At 38.6% G+C, this 17,428-nt stretch carries 17 protein-coding genes and 1 tRNA gene; 12 read left to right on the forward strand and 6 right to left on the reverse strand.

The window, feature by feature from the left end:
- Window positions 1-197 precede the first annotated feature (197 nt).
- The 5 genes from queC to nifB all read left to right on the forward strand — a co-directional run bounded on the left by queC (window position 198) and on the right by nifB (window position 4,043).
- On the forward strand, window positions 198-893 hold the full coding sequence (gene queC / locus ACSAZL_RS00660; RefSeq protein ID WP_440946841.1) for a 7-cyano-7-deazaguanine synthase QueC: 696 nt from the start codon (window positions 198-200) through the stop codon (window positions 891-893).
- A 120-nt stretch (window positions 894-1,013) separates the two neighbouring features.
- Complete coding sequence (locus ACSAZL_RS00665; RefSeq protein WP_440946842.1) at window positions 1,014-1,574, forward strand: DUF366 family protein; 561 nt, start codon at window positions 1,014-1,016, stop codon at window positions 1,572-1,574.
- Window positions 1,575-2,342 carry a 7-carboxy-7-deazaguanine synthase QueE gene (locus ACSAZL_RS00670; RefSeq protein WP_440946843.1) on the forward strand — a complete coding sequence of 256 codons (768 nt, stop codon included), beginning with the start codon at window positions 1,575-1,577 and terminating at the stop codon, window positions 2,340-2,342.
- A gap of 153 nt (window positions 2,343-2,495) precedes the next feature.
- A complete protein-coding gene (queD, locus tag ACSAZL_RS00675; RefSeq protein ID WP_440946844.1) occupies window positions 2,496-2,849 on the forward strand; it encodes a 6-carboxytetrahydropterin synthase QueD in 354 nt (117 codons plus the stop codon).
- Window positions 2,850-3,071: 222 nt separating this feature from the next.
- Window positions 3,072-4,043 carry a nitrogenase cofactor biosynthesis protein NifB gene (nifB, locus tag ACSAZL_RS00680; protein WP_440946845.1) on the forward strand — a complete coding sequence of 324 codons (972 nt, stop codon included), beginning with the start codon at window positions 3,072-3,074 and terminating at the stop codon, window positions 4,041-4,043.
- 98 nt (window positions 4,044-4,141) lie between these two features.
- Here nifB and ACSAZL_RS00685 read toward each other — a convergent pair whose 3' ends face one another.
- Window positions 4,142-4,318, reverse strand: a complete 177-nt coding sequence (locus ACSAZL_RS00685; RefSeq protein WP_011024079.1) for a 4Fe-4S binding protein — start codon at window positions 4,316-4,318, stop codon at window positions 4,142-4,144.
- Between the two features lie 476 nt (window positions 4,319-4,794).
- Between ACSAZL_RS00685 and ACSAZL_RS00690 the strand changes: the two genes are divergently transcribed.
- Entirely contained in the window at window positions 4,795-5,793 is a 999-nt protein-coding gene (locus ACSAZL_RS00690) for a methanogenesis marker 2 protein (RefSeq protein ID WP_440946846.1), read from the forward strand.
- A gap of 120 nt (window positions 5,794-5,913) precedes the next feature.
- Here the strand turns inward: ACSAZL_RS00690 and ACSAZL_RS00695 are convergent, their stop codons facing one another.
- Both ACSAZL_RS00695 and ACSAZL_RS00700 read right to left on the reverse strand, forming a co-directional pair.
- Window positions 5,914-6,216 (reverse strand): hypothetical protein, encoded by a 303-nt coding sequence (locus ACSAZL_RS00695; RefSeq protein WP_440946847.1) that lies wholly within the window; start codon window positions 6,214-6,216, stop codon window positions 5,914-5,916.
- A 661-nt stretch (window positions 6,217-6,877) separates the two neighbouring features.
- On the reverse strand, window positions 6,878-7,279 hold the full coding sequence (locus tag ACSAZL_RS00700) for a pyridoxamine 5'-phosphate oxidase family protein (RefSeq protein WP_440946848.1): 402 nt from the start codon (window positions 7,277-7,279) through the stop codon (window positions 6,878-6,880).
- A 596-nt stretch (window positions 7,280-7,875) separates the two neighbouring features.
- Between ACSAZL_RS00700 and ACSAZL_RS00705 the strand changes: the two genes are divergently transcribed.
- The 3 genes from ACSAZL_RS00705 (at window position 7,876) to ACSAZL_RS00715 (ending at window position 9,031) form a co-directional block, all read left to right on the forward strand.
- Window positions 7,876-8,190, forward strand: coding sequence for a DUF5611 family protein (locus tag ACSAZL_RS00705; protein WP_440946849.1), 315 nt, complete (start codon window positions 7,876-7,878; stop codon window positions 8,188-8,190).
- Window positions 8,191-8,259: 69 nt separating this feature from the next.
- A complete protein-coding gene (locus tag ACSAZL_RS00710) occupies window positions 8,260-8,772 on the forward strand; it encodes a chorismate--pyruvate lyase family protein (RefSeq protein ID WP_440948944.1) in 513 nt (170 codons plus the stop codon).
- A gap of 187 nt (window positions 8,773-8,959) precedes the next feature.
- Window positions 8,960-9,031, forward strand: a tRNA-Thr gene (locus ACSAZL_RS00715).
- Window positions 9,032-9,122: 91 nt separating this feature from the next.
- Here ACSAZL_RS00715 and ACSAZL_RS00720 read toward each other — a convergent pair.
- On the reverse strand, window positions 9,123-9,431 hold the full coding sequence (locus tag ACSAZL_RS00720; RefSeq protein ID WP_440946850.1) for a hypothetical protein: 309 nt from the start codon (window positions 9,429-9,431) through the stop codon (window positions 9,123-9,125).
- A gap of 296 nt (window positions 9,432-9,727) precedes the next feature.
- Here ACSAZL_RS00720 and ACSAZL_RS00725 point away from each other — a divergent pair, with 296 nt between their 5' ends.
- Entirely contained in the window at window positions 9,728-9,967 is a 240-nt protein-coding gene (locus ACSAZL_RS00725; RefSeq protein ID WP_440946851.1) for a hypothetical protein, read from the forward strand.
- A 116-nt stretch (window positions 9,968-10,083) separates the two neighbouring features.
- On the opposite strand, the gene ACSAZL_RS00730 is transcribed toward ACSAZL_RS00725, so the two are convergent.
- Window positions 10,084-12,228, reverse strand: a complete 2,145-nt coding sequence (locus ACSAZL_RS00730; protein WP_440946852.1) for a KAP family P-loop NTPase fold protein — start codon at window positions 12,226-12,228, stop codon at window positions 10,084-10,086.
- Between the two features lie 939 nt (window positions 12,229-13,167).
- Between ACSAZL_RS00730 and ACSAZL_RS00735 the strand changes: the two genes are divergently transcribed.
- Together ACSAZL_RS00735 and ACSAZL_RS00740 are read left to right on the forward strand one after the other, a co-directional pair.
- Entirely contained in the window at window positions 13,168-13,356 is a 189-nt protein-coding gene (locus ACSAZL_RS00735; RefSeq protein WP_440946853.1) for a hypothetical protein, read from the forward strand.
- Window positions 13,357-14,045: 689 nt separating this feature from the next.
- On the forward strand, window positions 14,046-14,603 hold the full coding sequence (locus tag ACSAZL_RS00740; protein WP_440946854.1) for a hypothetical protein: 558 nt from the start codon (window positions 14,046-14,048) through the stop codon (window positions 14,601-14,603).
- Between the two features lie 578 nt (window positions 14,604-15,181).
- Here the strand turns inward: ACSAZL_RS00740 and ACSAZL_RS00745 are convergent.
- Window positions 15,182-17,428: a DUF927 domain-containing protein gene (locus ACSAZL_RS00745; protein ID WP_440946855.1), complete on the reverse strand. Its 2,247-nt coding sequence runs from the start codon at window positions 17,426-17,428 to the stop codon at window positions 15,182-15,184.

The raw sequence follows: 17,428 nt of genomic DNA on the forward strand, positions 1-17,428 counted from the left end.
CTTTAATATTAGACGCCCTGAATATTTAATACATGCCCCGGTTTTATCCAAAGGGGTAATTTTCCAACCTGGGAGCAGCTATTTTAAATATAAGTTATTGGTATTATCAAAATATTCTCTGAAGAATACTGAAAGAACCCTGTAAGAGCATCAAGTACGGGGAAATTATCCGTAAAATTAGAGTTAGTGAGCTAGGAATGAAAGCTATAACCCTCCTGAGCAGCGGGCTTGATTCAGTTGCATCGCTTGCGATTGCAGCCGAGAGCCTGGAAATTGAGATGGCAATTACCTTTGATTACGGGCAGCGAGCCGGGCAGCGGGAGATCGAGTACTCCCGAAAAGTCTGCGAACATTATGGAATCGAACACAAAGTAATCAAGCTGGACTGGCTTGCAGGAGTAACACACACATCCCTCGTAAACAGGAGTGAGGACGTGCCTGCTCTGTCCTTTGAAGACATTGATGAAACAGCTCCCGCTGCAATTACCGAAGCTTCCGCAAAGGCTGTCTGGGTCCCGAACAGGAATGGGGTCATGTTGAATATTGCAGGAAGCTTTGCCGAAAGCAGAGGCTGTGATTATCTTGTGGTAGGTTTCAATGGAGAAGAGGCCGGGACCTTCCCTGATAATTCCATGGCTTATGTAGAGGCAATGGACAATGCTTTTTCTTATTCCACCCAGAATGGGGTACGGGTACTGGCTCCTCTGATCGAACTCGGAAAAACGGAGATCGTTAAAAAGGCTCTTGAAGTAAAGGCTCCCCTGGAATACAGCTGGAGCTGCTACCACGGGGGAGAAACTCCCTGCGGGGAGTGTGAAAGTTGTGTGCGAAGAGCCAGAGCATTCAAAAATACAGGTTCAAAAGATCCGCTTCTGGAAAGGCTTGGAATCTAAATCTGAAAAATCATCCAGAGCAGAGGGCTTGTAGAGTAAGACTCTGAATTGAATGCGGTATAGAGAGTTATGAGAATTTGAGAGAATTACCGAGAGTTACCGAGTTTATGAGAGAGTTACATGAAGTGTATCATTCTACCTGAAAAATTTGATTATGACGGGAGCCAGATTTCTTCCCTCTGGGCATACAATAGCTTTGGGGTGCAGGAAGACTCGATAATTGTTTTCAGAGGGGCATGTGACGTAAAAATCGAACACATGATTGACCTCGAAGACCGGAGGGCAAACGAGTCTATCCGGTCCGAAGACATGGTGAGTTTTATCATAGAGCATTTCGATTCTGCCGACCTGAAACTGGTCTATGCTCGGCAGCGCCTTTTTACTGCAATTGTAAAGGAACACCTTGGAGGGTTGGGAGTCCACACCGCAAGGGAAGGAGACGACCTTTTCTTCAAAGGAAAAAAGCTGACCGTATCAATTGCCAGCACCTCGGCGGTTTCCCAGAAGATCCATTTCGGGATCAATGTTTCCCACGAGATATACGGAAACCTGAGAGAAGCCGGAATAGGCGACGATGAAAGCATTGTGCGTTTTATGCAGGAAATCGGGGAAGCTTACGTAAGGGAATTCGAGGACATAGAAAAAGACCTCAGGAAATCCCGCCCTCTCGGGGCGGTATAAGTGCCATCTTCAAGCTATGAAGCCACGCCCGTAAGAGAGATCTTCTGCTCTGTGCAGGGAGAAGGCCCTTATGTTGGCATGAGGCAGGCTTTTGTCCGGTTTTCAGGCTGTAACCTTAATTGCAATTACTGTGATACGAACTTTGAAAACCCCGGGACCTGTGACTATGAAAAAGTCGAAGGAAGCGGCATTTTCGAAAAGATCCCAAATCCTGTAAGCATAGAAAAGCTGGAATCCCTGCTGCAGCCGTTCAAAAAACTCCATTCGGTATCCCTCACGGGAGGAGAGCCTCTCCTGCACGCAGATTTCATCGAAAAACTGAAGCTCCCCGTTCCCCTTTACCTTGAGTCCAATATGACCCTGCCGGAGCAGGCAAGGAAGCTGCGAGAAAACATCGCATATGTCGCAGGGGACTTTAAACTCCCGGAAGCTCTCAGGGAAATTCGCCCTGAAGCCCGGGATGTGCATGTGGAAAATACGATTGAGTGCTTCAGGCTCCTGAGAAAAAACAGTTCAAGAGACTGCTTTTGCAAGATCGTTGTAGGCAGGGATACAAAGCCCGAAACCGTAATTCTGGCTGCTGAGGCAATAGCTTCCTACGTGTCCTGCATAATACTCCAGCCTGAAACGCCGGTTGGCAGTGCGGTAAGGACCCCGCGGTTTACACAGGGATCCGTGCAGACTATTATAAAACTGCAGAAAGCCCTGCTTGAGCTTGCCGACACGCGTATCATTCCCCAGACCCACAGAATGTGGGGCTGCTTATAACCAGGCTCGGATACGGCAGAGAGTTACGGTATAAAAGTATAGAATTTCAGTCTAAATGAAAAATAAGAATCGATAAGCTACAAGTGATATAGAATCGATAAGCTACAAGTGATTAAATGGCAGGAGCAGTTAGTCCAAAAAGGGATGAATAAAATGACAAAGATGAGATTGGGAGTAATTGATTATATCGACAGCGCCCATTATCTTCCAGGGCACGGGAAATGCGGAAGAGTACACGGGCATACATATAAAATCGAGGTAGTGGTAGAAGGAGAAGTCCGGGAAAACGGGATGGTAATTGATTTTTATGACCTGAAAAAAGGCATCAAGGAAATCCTTCAGGAATATGACCATACTCTGCTAAATGAACTTATAGAGTTTCCCAGCTCCGAATATCTCTGCCAGCATATTCATGCCCGCCTTCTGAATAGGTTCGGCTTTCCGCTTCTTGTAAGGGTCTGGGAAGGGGAAGGCAAATGGTGCGAAATGGACAACTTTTCAAATTGAAAAGGTGGAATAAATCATACAGGATTCTGCAATAGTTCTGAAATAGTTTTAAAGAATTTACAAAAAAAGTTTCGAATCTTTTTCCAAAATGATTCTGCACTGATCTCACAATATTCCACAATGTATATCAAGGGGTGTATCAATAGGTGCTTTAGACATCCTAAAACCCCCTTTACTAAAATTCCACTTCACTTTTAAAAATTCCGAACGGAGGCGAATAATTTGCCAGAAGAGAACCAACCTATCGAAGAGAAAAATAACGGCCCCATACTCGGGGAGGAGCTCCTGAGAAAAATTGCCGAGCACCCCTGTTACGACAAGAAAGCCCAGCATAAATACGGGAGAATTCACCTGGCTGTTGCCCCGAAATGCAATATCCAGTGCAACTTCTGTGTCCGGGAATTCGACTGCGTAAACGAAAGCAGGCCCGGGGTTACGAGTAAAGTCCTGACTCCGGAGGAAGCCCTTGAAAAGACAAGGCAGATCCTGGCAGACTATCCGTTTATCAAGGTCGTTGCAATTGCGGGGCCCGGAGACCCTCTGTTTAATGATGCAACCTTTGAGACGTTTGAACTTATAATGAAAGAGTTTCCTGAAATAACCCTCTGTATGAGCACAAACGGGCTCCTGCTCCCGGAAAAACTGCAGGAAATGCTGCGTACGGGAGTTTCCACATTAACGGTTACGGTAAACGCAATCGACCCCGAAATCCAGGCAAAGATCGTGGATCATATCGTCTACCACGGTAAGGTCTACAAAGGGGTTGAAGCTGCCGAGATCCAGATTAAAAACCAGCTTGAGGGAATAAAAGCAGCTGTTGATGCAGGAATTGTTGTCAAGGTCAATACCGTGCTTATCCCGGGCATCAATGACAAACACGTGGTCGAGATCGCCAAAAAGCTCAATGAACTCGGGGTTTACATTATGAATGTTATGCCCCTGATCAATCAGGGAGCCTTTGCAGATATTGAACCCCCCACCTCCGAAGAACGGAAAGCTGTTCAGGAAGCCTGCGAACCTTATGTTATGCAGATGCGCCACTGCAGGCAGTGCAGAGCCGATGCTTACGGGCTCCTTGCCCAGGACATGTCGCAGATGAGTGAAGAGCGCAGAAAGGTTATCAAAATCCAGACAAAAGAAGACATGGAAAAAGCAAGGGCAGTTCTTGAGAAAAATGGGAAAAAGGAAGCCTGAAAAACTCGAGAATATTAAGTTCCGGGTTAAAACTTTGGAAGCCGGAGCCAAAAAGGCGGAGTTTGAGAACTCCGCTTCTCTGACTTATTTTAAAAGCGTTACTCGAGGGTGATTGCCCCATTCGGGCAGGCATCTTCACATGCACCGCAGTCAAGGCATTCATCTTCGTCTACAACTGCAATATCATCGTCACTGAGGGAGATTGCAGCTGCAGGGCATTCATCTATACAGCTTCCACAGCCTGTGCAGGCGTCTGCATCGATTTTTGCTACCATGTTTTTCACTCCTTATTTCAGCAATTTAGGACTTTTATAGAGCCGAAATTATATTAGGTAGACATATTAGGATATAATAATTTAATAAAAAGCTGTCGCTTCCCTCCCCCGGATCAAAGAACAAAAAGGATAAAGGATAACCTGAATTACGTACTGACCATAATACCCTGCATTGTCCGGGTATCAAGTAAAGATGGAGAAGTCAAGCTTATAATGGAGAGGTCAAGCTTATAAGTGTGGCATTGATCACAGATCCGGACTAACTTCTCGGTGCCTCACATTTTTATCGGTGCCTTACAATTAACTTACTTTCAATTCGTCATTAATTTCATTACCTTCCCCATCAATTTCTATGATTTAATTTCCGTGGTTTATCACAAACTTGCCATTAGCTTATAATCAGTTTATTGTTATCTTATTATGAATTTCCGTTAACTAACGTTGATACAGTTAAAAAACAAACAGGAAGCCTTTGATTGAATCTGGAAGAGCTAGCAGAAAGGATAAAGAGTTTTGAAGGGGTTACCCGCAAAAAACAGATTGAGGATATAGTTTCCATCTTCGAAGCTGTCCGCCCGGAATATGGGGACGCTATTGTTGATTTCGGGGACGACGCTGCAGTGATCGATATTGGAGGAGATGACGTTATCCTCTTTGCAGCGGACGGCATCTGGGGGCGACTGCTGGATGCAAGCCCCTGGTGGGCGGGATACGGGGCTGTGGTCGTTAATATAAACGACATCGCAGCCATGGGCGGGAAGCCCCTTGCAATGGTGGATATTGCCTCTGCAAATTCTCCTCAGGCCTGCAGGGAACTGATGGAAGGGCTGGCTGAAGGAGTAAGAAAGTTCGGAGTCCCTGTGGTAGGAGGGCATGTCCATCCCGATACACAATACAATTCCCTTTCCGTTGCTATCATAGGGATTGTCAAGAAAGACTGTGTAATCAGGAGTGATACTGCAAACCCAGGAGACCTTGTAATTGCAGCTTATGATATGGACGGGAAAATAGGTCCAAACTCTCCTTACAGCTGGGATACTACTTCTTTTAAGGAGCCTTCGGTGTTAAGGGCAAACTATCTTGTAACCCAGGAAATAGCAAAGAGAAAGCTTGCAACCGCTGGCAAGGATATAAGCAATCCTGGGTTGATAGGCACGCTCGGAATGCTTTGCGAGACGAGCAGGGTGGGAGCTTCCGTAGATCTGGATAAAGTTCCAAGGCCGGCAGATGTGAACTTTGAGCAGTGGCTGAAAGTGCACCCAGGAACAGGTTATGTCTTTACTGCGGACCCGAAATACGCAGAAGAGTGCGTGGGTGTGTTTGAAAAGGCAGGGCTCACGGCTGCAGTTATAGGAATAATCGAAGAGGGCTCAAAACTTGATATGTACGATAAAACAGGCAGAGTAACCGTTTTTGACTTTTCAAAGGATAGTATTACAGGTATAGTTTCCAAAACAGGTATAGGTTCCGAATAATCGGACCTCCTGTATGTTTTGTACTTCTTCCAAAGAAAAAATATTTGTTTGCTGAAAAGTTTTATCTCAATTCTCCAGCACGTTCTTATTTATTTTATTTCCATTTGTCCGGCTTTGTGGTTACTGACTTTCAATCCAGGCTTTCATTTCCTTATAAAGGAATTCTTCTGCAGCCTGAACCTTCTCAAGAGGTCCGCGGAGGACAAGAATTTCCCTTTCTTCACTGTTTGCAATACTGATAGGCATCTTCCGAGTTATGGGTTCAAGCCCAAATTCTTCCACGATATCGTAGATTATGGACACAACCGTTCCGGGGGGGATGATCAGGTCGTAGAGCTCTTCATATTCCATTTCGGAGTCTTTCTCAACATTATCTTTCTTCTTTTTGGCGATTAAATCATCAAGATTGAGTGTTCTGTGCATCCAGGGGTCACCTTCCTTTACTGATTACAATTCTTAGATCTTATTTCCCAGATAGTAAATTCCAAGATAGTAAGTTAATTCAAATAGGGTTAAAGCGACTTAATTCTTATCTCTTTTTTAAAGCAATTAGTTGATTAAGGTAATTGATTTATTAAAGCAATTAACCGCTTAAAGTAGTTGCTCGATCAAAGCAATTGATAGATCAAAGCAATTGATAGATTAAAGCAATTGATAGATTAAAGCAATTGATAGAAAAGCAATTGATCATGTATACAGAATGATTCCAAATTTATCATATCTCTTTTGTGTGATCCGGATAAGAGCTTTCCAATCATATCTCTTTTTGCATGAACCATGATAAGTATAATCCTATTTATGGTTGCTTCTTATGACTGTGTCCGCAGTAGTAAAGATCAGGTACGAAGGTAAGATTCTTAAATATGAGTAAATTGTAAAAATGAGGAAAAAAGTTACGGTAGCAGAGCTTTAAAATCTATACGATAACTTTTTTTCATGATTAGAAACTATAAAACAACCCTATATCCCCTGAAAAATGAAAAGAAACTTCTTTTCAGGAAGCATGAAAAAAATAAAGTTTGATTTAAAGTTTGATTTAAAGTTTGAGATCCCTGAAGCTTTGAGATCTTTGTTTGAAAATCTCTTATGCGATTCTTTCCCCTGCAGTAGGGCCCGGACTTACACTGTAGATCTCTTCCACATGGAGAAGAGCAGCTCCTTTGGGTTTCAGGTTTGTCATCTTCGAGGCGACCCAATCGATAACCTCATTCATGAGAGGTCCTTCACTGATCAGTTCCACACTTCCTTTTATCTGGTAGGCTTTCATCGGAGGCATGTAGGCACTGAGGGCAGCTTTTGGGTTTTCTTTCAGGTTTGCCTCGGTCTTTTTCCAGAAAACATTTGCCATGATAATAGTTTCATCATCTCTTGCTTGCACAAAGCCCATCAGGCATACGTTTGGAACGCCGTTTTTGTCTGCGGTTACCAGGGAGGCAACCTGCTGGTTTGCAAGTGCTTCTTTTACATCTGCAGGAAGTTTTACCATGTCCAGTTTCTCCTTTAATTTCAGCTCAATCTTTTCGAAATCAGTAATACCCAACAATTCTAGATAAGGCACATATATTTTTAACCGGGGATTCAAGCCTGACTTTTATTTTTAAATCCGGCCCCTCGTTTTTGCTCTAAATACCTCCGTTTTTGAACCGGAGATCCTGTTCCCAGGCCTAAATCCTTATAAATTCTGCAATCCTCATGAAAGCTGCATCTGGCTAATTGCAGCCTCGTTTTAGTAACTTACCGCCGTATTTAAATAAAGTATTATAGAGTAGGGCAAATACATATTTATAATTAATTTAATACTGATTAACTCTAATATCCAAATAAATAGTAAGTGTTTATCTGCTCTGGAACCAATTGCAGTAATCAGAAATATTAGTGTTGATAGCAGAAAAATCAGCGCTGATAAACCGAGAATTTGCGGATATGCCTTAAGTGAAAATGCATGGAGCCCGATCCCTGGAGAAAAAGTCGCCTTTCGGGATTAGATATTTCCGGCTGCTTCGGATTATCTCTGCATGTTCCAGGCAAAACGGCTCTGAGCAAACTTTATCTGAGATGAAAATATCTTATTGGAGGATAGCAATGCAGAAATATAAGTTAAAAAGAGGTTTTAAGCCTGAGCCTGACAGAATCTATCAGGTAATGCAGGAATGTTTTCCCGTGGAAATCTCCCGGGACGGGGACCGCTTCGAGACATCCTATGGGGCAATGTCAAAGATAACGGTCTGGATAGAAAATAAAATGCTCTGTGTTGACACGGTTTCCGATGTAACTGTAAAGAACGATGAAACGATCCTGCAGACCAACAAAGCCTACCGGGATTTTCTCTTCAAGGCTACCGGGTATACGGCAAAAGAACGTCTGAAAATGGCGAAAAAGGAAGTCGGAGAAGCATAATTTCCTGACTGCTCATTCTTATTTCACATTATCAATAATATCCGGCAGCCCTTACCTGGAGGTATTGTTCTGGAAGTAGATTTCCTTGATAAATTGAAAAGCCTCGAAATTCCCACCTGCCTCCGGGTCTGCTGTGGGACCGACGGCTCAGTGACTTTTCTCCTTGAAATCATGACCCGAAAACCGGTCAGCGTGAAAACCGAGTCTCAATACGTAGTCAAAGCCGATAAGGAACTGGCTGCTCTCCTCGGGGTAGAAGAAGGCAGCGAGGTAAACGACAGGACAGTCCGGCTCTATGCCGGAGACACAGTTCTGGTCCATGCAAGGTCCCTCTCTCCTCTGGAGCGCATGCCTCAGACCATGCGGGATCAGCTCATGCGGGCAGACATCCCCATTGGCCGCATCCTGCGTAGCCACAACCTCGAAACCAGGCGAGACATGGTAGAACTCGAAATCCTTGAAGGCGAACCAACCTTCAATGGAATCCCCATCCTCTCCCGTACCTACAAAATCGTCCACAACAACCACGTCCTCATGTGGATCAACGAGCGCTTCCCCATAGATGACCGCTGGAAACTCTGAAATCAGGGCTCTACAATAATATATTTTTTAAGGAGACCTGCAATTTCCCCTTTAAATCCCTCTCTTTTTTGCGCATATTCCAACATATTCTCCTACAGTAAAGGGCTTTTTCCTGTTTCTATCCTTTCTCAGTCGAAACCTTTATATCTGTAGTATGATATTTTGGAGATGCTCTTACAGCAACAGTGCCTTGGTGGCTTAGGGGTATAGCGCGTCCTTGGTAAGGACGAGGTCGCGGGTTCAAATCCCGCCCGAGGCTTAATTCTATCAGTACAATGCCCTACTTTTTTTAGGGTTTATTGGCTTATAAGGGTATCCTTATTAAAAGTCAATTACCCCCATTTCGTATTTTATAATCGACTTTTTACTCTTGAAGGAAACATATATTCAATTAATTCGGGTATTGCATCCTTCGAGATCCCAAAAGAGTCCATTAAGACCTGTTCGAGATTTTCTGGCAACCTGCCCGCAGATAATAATATTCTTTTTATGTCCTTAGCGAGTGCCTTTAAAGTTAAGGTTTCTGTAACTTTTATGTTTGTTACAACATACCTGTGAACTTCAGATCTTCCATTGAAACGCATATAATCGTTTAATTCTACTTCTACGTTCAGATACAGGACTTGTCCAGAGTCAGGACTAACGGTTTTTATGTACATTTTTCTTTCCTCCTTCTCCCCGAAGGCAAAGTGTTAAAAATCAGAACAGCCCACTAGTATAGTGCTAATATCTATGAGGTATCCTGGAGTTTAACCGCTTCGGGGTATTTCATTACCTTGCTCTTTTGTTGCTTTGTGTTTTGCTGTCTTTCATTTCATTGCTTTGAGAATGTTTAATTACCTATTACCATATGTTTATAATGACATAAGGTAATAGGATCTAATAATATTTAAACCTTGTACCTTATCCTGTAAAAGGTTAAATATATAGAAAAATATCTCTATATGTGATTTTAATGAAAGAAAAACCAAGAGCGCAAAATAGCGGAAGATTTGAGAAAGAGTTCACTAATGAAGATTTCATAAAAGCTGTTCAAGCATGTATGGAAGAAGCCACATGCACAGCTTCAGAGGTTGCAGAAAAGTTGGGCTGTAATCCAAGGTATGCAAAAAATAGGTTAATTGAGCTCTCAGAAAATGGGAAAATTGAGAAGAAAATGAAAGGGAGAACATGGGGTTTCAAACCCAAAAAATAAACTGATTTTTTACTTCCTGCTTTTAAAAAATAGAATGTGATTTAAAGAAGCTCAGTGCTTGTCGTTTATAATATATTCAACGTAAGTTAGTCGATATAAGGTTGGACTTTTTGACTCTAATTTAATTTATAATTATCTACATTATCAAAAAATAGTTTTACAGCTAATTTTCCCATATCATCCATAGTCTCAAACTTATTTAGAGTTTTCATTTCATTCAATCGAGATTCTATAACACTTAAGTCGATGAACTCTTCTAAAAGTCTAAAATTGATTGACCAGGTAGTTATTCCAACGTAATCCTCAGTAGAATGACTACAATTTCGATAAACACAATTGGAGATAAAATTAACTAAGTTACTATCATCTTCAATTACTTTTTCAATTACCTCTCCAATACTTGTTTTGTCCCCGCCCCATTGTTTCCACCTCTTAAGAATGGGTCTAATTTTTGGATGACGTTCTAACTTTCCGTCCTCAGCCCATTTTTTTATTTTATTACAGGCAAGCTTTTCCAAGGAATCAAGATGTTCTGCGCTTAAAGTTAAATTCTCATTGGATGTTTTTGCTTCTTTATTATGGTATTTACCATATAATTCATCTTGGATGTTGATTTCCTCAACAAAAGAATATAGACTATGAGTACTACATGCTATACTGTTTTTTAAAATATTGAATCTTTCAGCTTGGGTACTAAATCTGTTGAGAAGCGAACTAGTAATTATGTGAATTCTCCCTGGTGTTCCATACAAGAAAGACTCATCATTTGGAAGTTGATCTCCAATATCCAAAAAAGATGAAATAATATTACCTATATTCTTTTCTTCAATATTATCTGCATAATCTGAGAATTTATACAGGAAACTTAAAATTTTTTTAGTTTCGATCAACTGGATAAGTTTAGTTGAAAACTCTTGCTTGTCAGATCCCAATGCTATTATTGATTTTATTTCTTTTTGTGAAATTTCCTCATTTGGGATGGATAATTTAAAATAGACATCGAAAACATCTTCACTGCAGACGTGACGATTTATTCTCCAGGATTTCGCAAAGCTTGGATGATGAGAAATGTTTCCATAAAATCTGGCAATAGTTGGAAATAATATTTCAAGATAATTAAGCAAAAATTTTTGGATTTTTGTATCAGTAGAATTAACCATTTCATCACAAATTTGTTGATACTCTAATTTCGTGTTTTCAAGTATGGGAGACATTCCTGTAAACATTTCTTTATTATCTCTAATTCTCTGGTAAACTTCTGGAATAAAAACTTGTATTGCAGTTATCGCAATAAAATCAATTGCATTTACTTCATCTTTTACTAATTCATAGTTAAACCTTAGAACATTGGTATATCGAGTAACATCTCTTATATTTTCAAAAAAATGTTTAAATCCACTTTGATATACATTTCCCCAATGAACCTGGCCGTACTCACTTTCAGTAACACCATCCAGTAAGATACAAAGTTCGTCTGTCAATAGTTTTTCGAGTTCTCTTTTTGAGATTAATGGGATATCAAGAGGAACTTGGATTATTTTTTCTAAATACTCAGACCCATGTCTTGGCTGGTCTTTTTCAAGTGCTTCCACTACTACATTTTTATCAAAAGTGAGTAAATATATTGTGTTTGGAAAATTGGCTAATGACTTTACAAGTTGAAAAGTTTGCCTTATTTCTTTGTTATTTAAACGATCTATATCATCAATTACGATGATTATCTTCCTATCTTGGTTTCGCAAAATGTCAGAAATTTGTTTTTTGGTTTCATCTAAATCTTTATCAAGTAATTCCCCTGCACTTTCAGCAGCTTCTGCCAATAAACATACCACTTCAGAGAATGCAGAAGATGGTACACTAAGAGTAGGAACAAATTTGAGAGGTGTGGCGAGTTTTGAGATTGTTTTAAAAAGTTTACTTACATTATTCATATCACTTGAATAATCATGTCTTTCTAAAACTAAGGATAATTTATTAAAAAACTGGCTAATTAGTTGATTTTGGTCTGAAAAATTCCAGGGATTAAAATATACTACAATAGGCTGTTTTTCAAGTTCAAAAGATTCTGAACAACTTTTAATATGATCTACTGTCATATTAATAAGCGATGTTTTACCAGAGCCCCACTTTCCTACAAGACCAATTACAAGGCTATCTTCCGTTTGGATATTTAATACTGCTTCACCTACAGACTTCGCAAACTCTCGTCTATTTAAAGAATCTTCATATAAAAATTGTATTGGTTTGTCTGGTTTAAACATCAATCTACCCTCGGTAATCTAAATATTGAAAAAAGGAGTAAAATTTTGTTCTCATTATTCACATATGAATTTTATTAAACGGTTCATATTAATGAAAAGAAATACATTGATATTTGCATACTCTATGAAAAATAAATTCTTCCTGTCTAAAAAATAGACTTGTCTGTACCATAATTGGAAAAACTATTAAACAACTTTAGGACACGAGTCAATATAAGAAAAGAATATATACTACTTCTTTTCCCAAAAAAATATTTGTGTATCTTCTCATTTTGGTATGATTGGATATAGTCAAGTCTTTTGATCTATTTTCTTGCTTGCATCTTCAAGTTCTTGTTTGTTAGTAACTAACTACTTATTTTCCTAAATCTCATGGATTTTCCATAAAAAAATAAGATCCAACATTATAAATTAATAAGTAAAAATTACTTAAATTTCCGAGATAACATTAGTATGTTACATACATACATAAGCAGCTCCCGGCAAAAAAAGAAAGCAGTAGCAGTAAAATAAAAATAACCTTTTTTCTTGCCTTTTGTTTGTTAGTAACATACTAATCTTTTCCTGAATATTTGGGACTATTAACCTAATAGTCCAAAAAGACCCAATTTATATCTTTTATTTATATTTTCTATAAAATGCATAAACCAGACCTTCAGATTTCGCGTATACGCCGATTTTAAGATAAGATGCTTAGTTTCCCTTCCGATGACTGATATCTCCTTTCTCTGAGCTTTTCATGGGTTACTTGAGGGAGAAAGCCAGCATCAATAAGGAAGGAAACTTCCTGGGAGATCGTTAAATAAGTTGAGAAAGAAGAAAATCGTTTTTGTCTAAAAATAATCTAGTTTTAGTTTTAACACTTCTATTATGACTAAACTGCCTAAAAGTGGAAAATTCGTTTTTAATTAAAAAAATTAGAACTTTTGCAAATATGATTTGTATGTACTAACATACAAGATAAAAAAATTTTCCTTAGTGGAAATCGATAGCGGTAAAAATGAAGAAGCTTTTTTTAGCCTGAATCCGGGAGAAGGCCTTCTTGGTGGATCCTGCAGGGAACTTAAAGCTTGGTTCCTGGGAGATCATCAAAGAAGTGCAGGGCAAAATAACATCAAAAAAATATGAAGCTGTCCGGGCTTTAGTCCGGCGAAAGGTTGTTTTTTTGGGTTGTGTTAATGAGATTCAAAAATATTCGTCGTCGTTGTAGCTTCAGCAGAAACCCGGCTTATCACAATAAATACATGGGTTATGTTAAAACATGTGTATTTTAGAAGATTTGAGGGAGGAATAAACTAGAAGGAGCAAAAAAATAGGCAAAATTGCACAGGTTTTAATTTAAAATCTGTGCATCGATGAAACATGAATGAATGGAAAAGAGTAAGAAATAATAATTGTTAGAGACTTTGGCCATAAAAGGTATAAGAAAATAACTAATAGGAGATAATGGAACTAAAATAATTTCCTCATGTTGTGATCAGTTAGATTTTTTATTATTAGGACGGAGCGAATATACTATGAAATTTTCTAGCAAAAGTACTTTGTTGATATTTCTTATTGTAATACTGGCCATTATTGCTATCATATATTACCTCATTTCAGGGTCATATACTTCTGGAGGGACTATAATTTACAATTAAAATTGTTTTATTACAAGAAATTCTGCTGGAGTTTGGTAATACTAGGGCATGCATTGGGACTTAACCACAGTAATCCAAACAATATGATGCGTGACTATCCAACAAGTAGAATCACACTTGGAGTAGACGATGTAAACTCTTTTAATTGTCTATATTAATTGTACAGGAGTGAAAATAATGGAAAATAAATTTAATAAGCTATTCGCAGTCTTCATACTTGTAGCCATCCTAAGCACCATTATTTATATCGCTCAACCAAATGAAACAGATGATGATATACAAATCGCCTATAGTGCTGCTCTCTATGCATACAATGTTTCTGATGACCGAGAACTAATTGGTGCTGCAACTGATGTATTCATTGGTAAAGTCATTGAGCAAGTTGGTAACTCCACCGAGCCGTATGTCCGTACACATTTCAGCGTTGAGGTCTTAGAAACGATAAAAGGTGATGTTTCAGGAAAAGTTATTGTAAATCAAAGAGGTGGCTTCCAAACCATCAACGATGAAACATTTCTACTTCTTACAGAGGGAGATGAACTCCTACAGCCAAGTGAAACCTATTTCTTTTGCACTAAAGGAAACGATGAAAGAGGATATACCTTCATTCCTGTATATGGAAATATTTTAATTGAAACTGAAGAAGATTACCAGAATACGATGAAGAGATTCCAAAAAGCACTTGCTGAAGAGATTCCTGAAAAACTGCCTGATAAAAGAGAACAACAAAAGTAATTTTTTAGTAATTTGAAATGTAGAACTAAAATATTTTTGGGAAAAAGACCTATCTAAAACAAGTTAACTAAAAGACATATCAAATAGAAAGGTAATTTTAACACAAACTAGTAGTTTAATTTCGAATAGTTTCTTATTTTTTGAGTTATTTCTCCAGACCATTTTCTAATTTAGTGGGATTAGTGGGATTTGAGTCTCCCGATAACGAATCATATGTGGGATTAAAGTGGGATTAGTGGGATTGAAAAAAACAATAAAAGAATCGTATATGTATATTATATTCTATCTATCTATATTATTTATTATTTCTATATATCTTATAATCTTACCTAATCTTACCTTATCCCCACCCTAATCTTACTTACCTCCCACCTTAATCCCACCAAATTCGCCATCGGGTAATTTTTCCATCCTTTTTCTCAATTTTTTCAAAAAAATATCTGCTACCTTCCTTTTATCAGTTAGTTTGTATTTTTTATAAAAAATAATTTTAAACTAAAAATAATGGCTTCCAATTTAAGAAAAAAATGAAATAAAAGTGTTTTTAATAAAAAATAAATATTAATTATCTCTATTTTTTATACTCTTTGTTTTAGTTTTTTAAACATTAGCTCTATATCTGGAAATCCATAATTTAACAAAATCTCGCTTCCTTCTTCCGTTTTCACAAACTCTTTTGCAGCATCTTCTGCAGTGTATTCAATGGTTTTCATCTCGGGGAACTCTCTCAAAAAGCCTTCACATTTTTTCCGCAGCTCTACCCGGGTCTGACTACCTGAATTCAGAATTATTTCTGATCCATCTTTTGTTTTCTCGTCAGAAGTAGTTAGAATGTTTGATCTCACTTCAGAATCCCGGATTTTCAAAACTTCCTGGAACTTCTCGTATGTGATATAAACCCCTCGTATTTTCTTGCCTTTTATAGTTGAGTCAAATTTCCAGGTTTTTCCGTCTGTTCTTCTTGTAAGGATCTCTTTGTCTGACCAATCCTTTATGGCTCTATCAAAATTGAGCCCCTTGCTTTCCAGATATTTCCTAAGCATATCCGGATCATATATTATACCCGATGGCGTGACCCATCCTTTAATTTCGACATTTCCTTTAGGAGAATAAGTATCTTCAGGATCCATATCTGAACTGTATTCAAAGGATCTCCTATTTCTCAGATGCCAGCTATATACTGTCTCCAAGGCTTTTTCATAATAGGGTATCGTAGAATCTTTTACTGAGGTCGAAATATAATAATTTTCACATATTTCTAGAGGGTTTTTATTTGGGATATTATAATTTTTAAATACGCTTTCTAATATCTGTCCTGCTAATGCAAGTGCAGCAAAATAGTTTTTCTTCCTGGCTGCAAATGTAGTGGAGGATTTCTCAAATGAACCTCTAATTTTTTGATAACGGGTTTTTAATACTGATTTTGATTTGAATATGGTATCCATTATATCGTCTAAAAAGAACCCATGATGATTAATTACTGTTTCTTCAACCTCTCTAATGTATAGGTCGTCCATTTTCTGGATTCCTTCGTAAATCTCTATTACTCTTGTGCTGATCCCGGTTGCTGTGCTCAAATACTGCGTTAAAGTATACTCTCCGGTTGTTAAAGTCACATTTCTCCAGGTATCCATTTTTGCAAGGCCTACTTCATTATTGGATACAGTCCCTCTCGTTTTTCCTCTTCCATTTACTAGAGTATATACCATTTTACTGAAATCTGGGGTTTTTGTCGTTTCATCAACAAACAAAGCAGTATCTGTATTAAGTGCTGCAGCTTTTTCCAGCCCCACCTCTGAAATAGAAGCGTCCCTTCGTAGATTCCCAGGATTTCCTATTAATGATATTGCAATGTCCATTGTTATTGTTTTTGAACCTGAACTTTCATAGTAATTATGAATTATGAAAGAAGGAGCATCAATTATTTTCAGAAGCATTGCACAAACTACAGCATAACACTTGATTCTAGTTAGGTCATACTCTAGCATAGGAGTCATGGTTTTAATCCAATAATCCAGATCTCCTTTAACTCCATATGCATTGGTAACAGAATCATCTAAAGAAATAATTTTGGTCTTTCCCTTAGCAGAAAACAAGTTTTCTCCAATTATAAAGATGGAATCTTCTTTTTTCCAGCCTGTCTTTTTAGCTGTATATTCTCGGGGCATTTTAGGAGCATGCTTTACCATCTTTTTGAAGTAAGTCCTCATATGCTTTGAATCTAAATCTGTTAAATGCAAGCCCATATTGATTAGTTCTTTTAAATCAGTTGTAAGTAATTGGGTAGGAGTTACCCATTTTGTTTGGCGGACACCTATGACATTCTGATAAGTACACTGGTAAAGAAAAGAATCATCGTCCAGGTTAGTCCCGGTAGCTGTTATTACAATAGGGGTTTCTGTAATTGTATTGTATTGCTCTTGATCTGAAGATTTATCAATAATCTCAATTCCGTTTTTCGAGACTCGATAAGGGTATAAATCATAATCTACCTGAAAAACATCAATAGCAAGGTCTACAGAATATTCCATTATCTGGGTTATTTTCTCTTTCAGTTCCTTCTCATTAGAGTCCCAGAACTCAGGTGAGTATGTCTCAAATACTTTGAAAGCTTCCCAGCTCTCTACACCAAAACCTCTTAGTATATCTGCTACTTTTTCAAACTCTTTAGCTCCCCAGTTCCCAGCCCAGGACATCAATTCTCTCAATTCTTCAGATAGGAGCATGATGTCTACTAATTCATAATTCAAATTCGAAGAATCTACATCAGAATCATATGGTATTTTGTTATACCAACTCAACAACTGATCCTTTAATGTAGCCAT

The sequence above is a fragment of the Methanosarcina mangrovi genome, from assembly GCF_052057765.1.
Lineage (GTDB): Archaea > Halobacteriota > Methanosarcinia > Methanosarcinales > Methanosarcinaceae > Methanosarcina.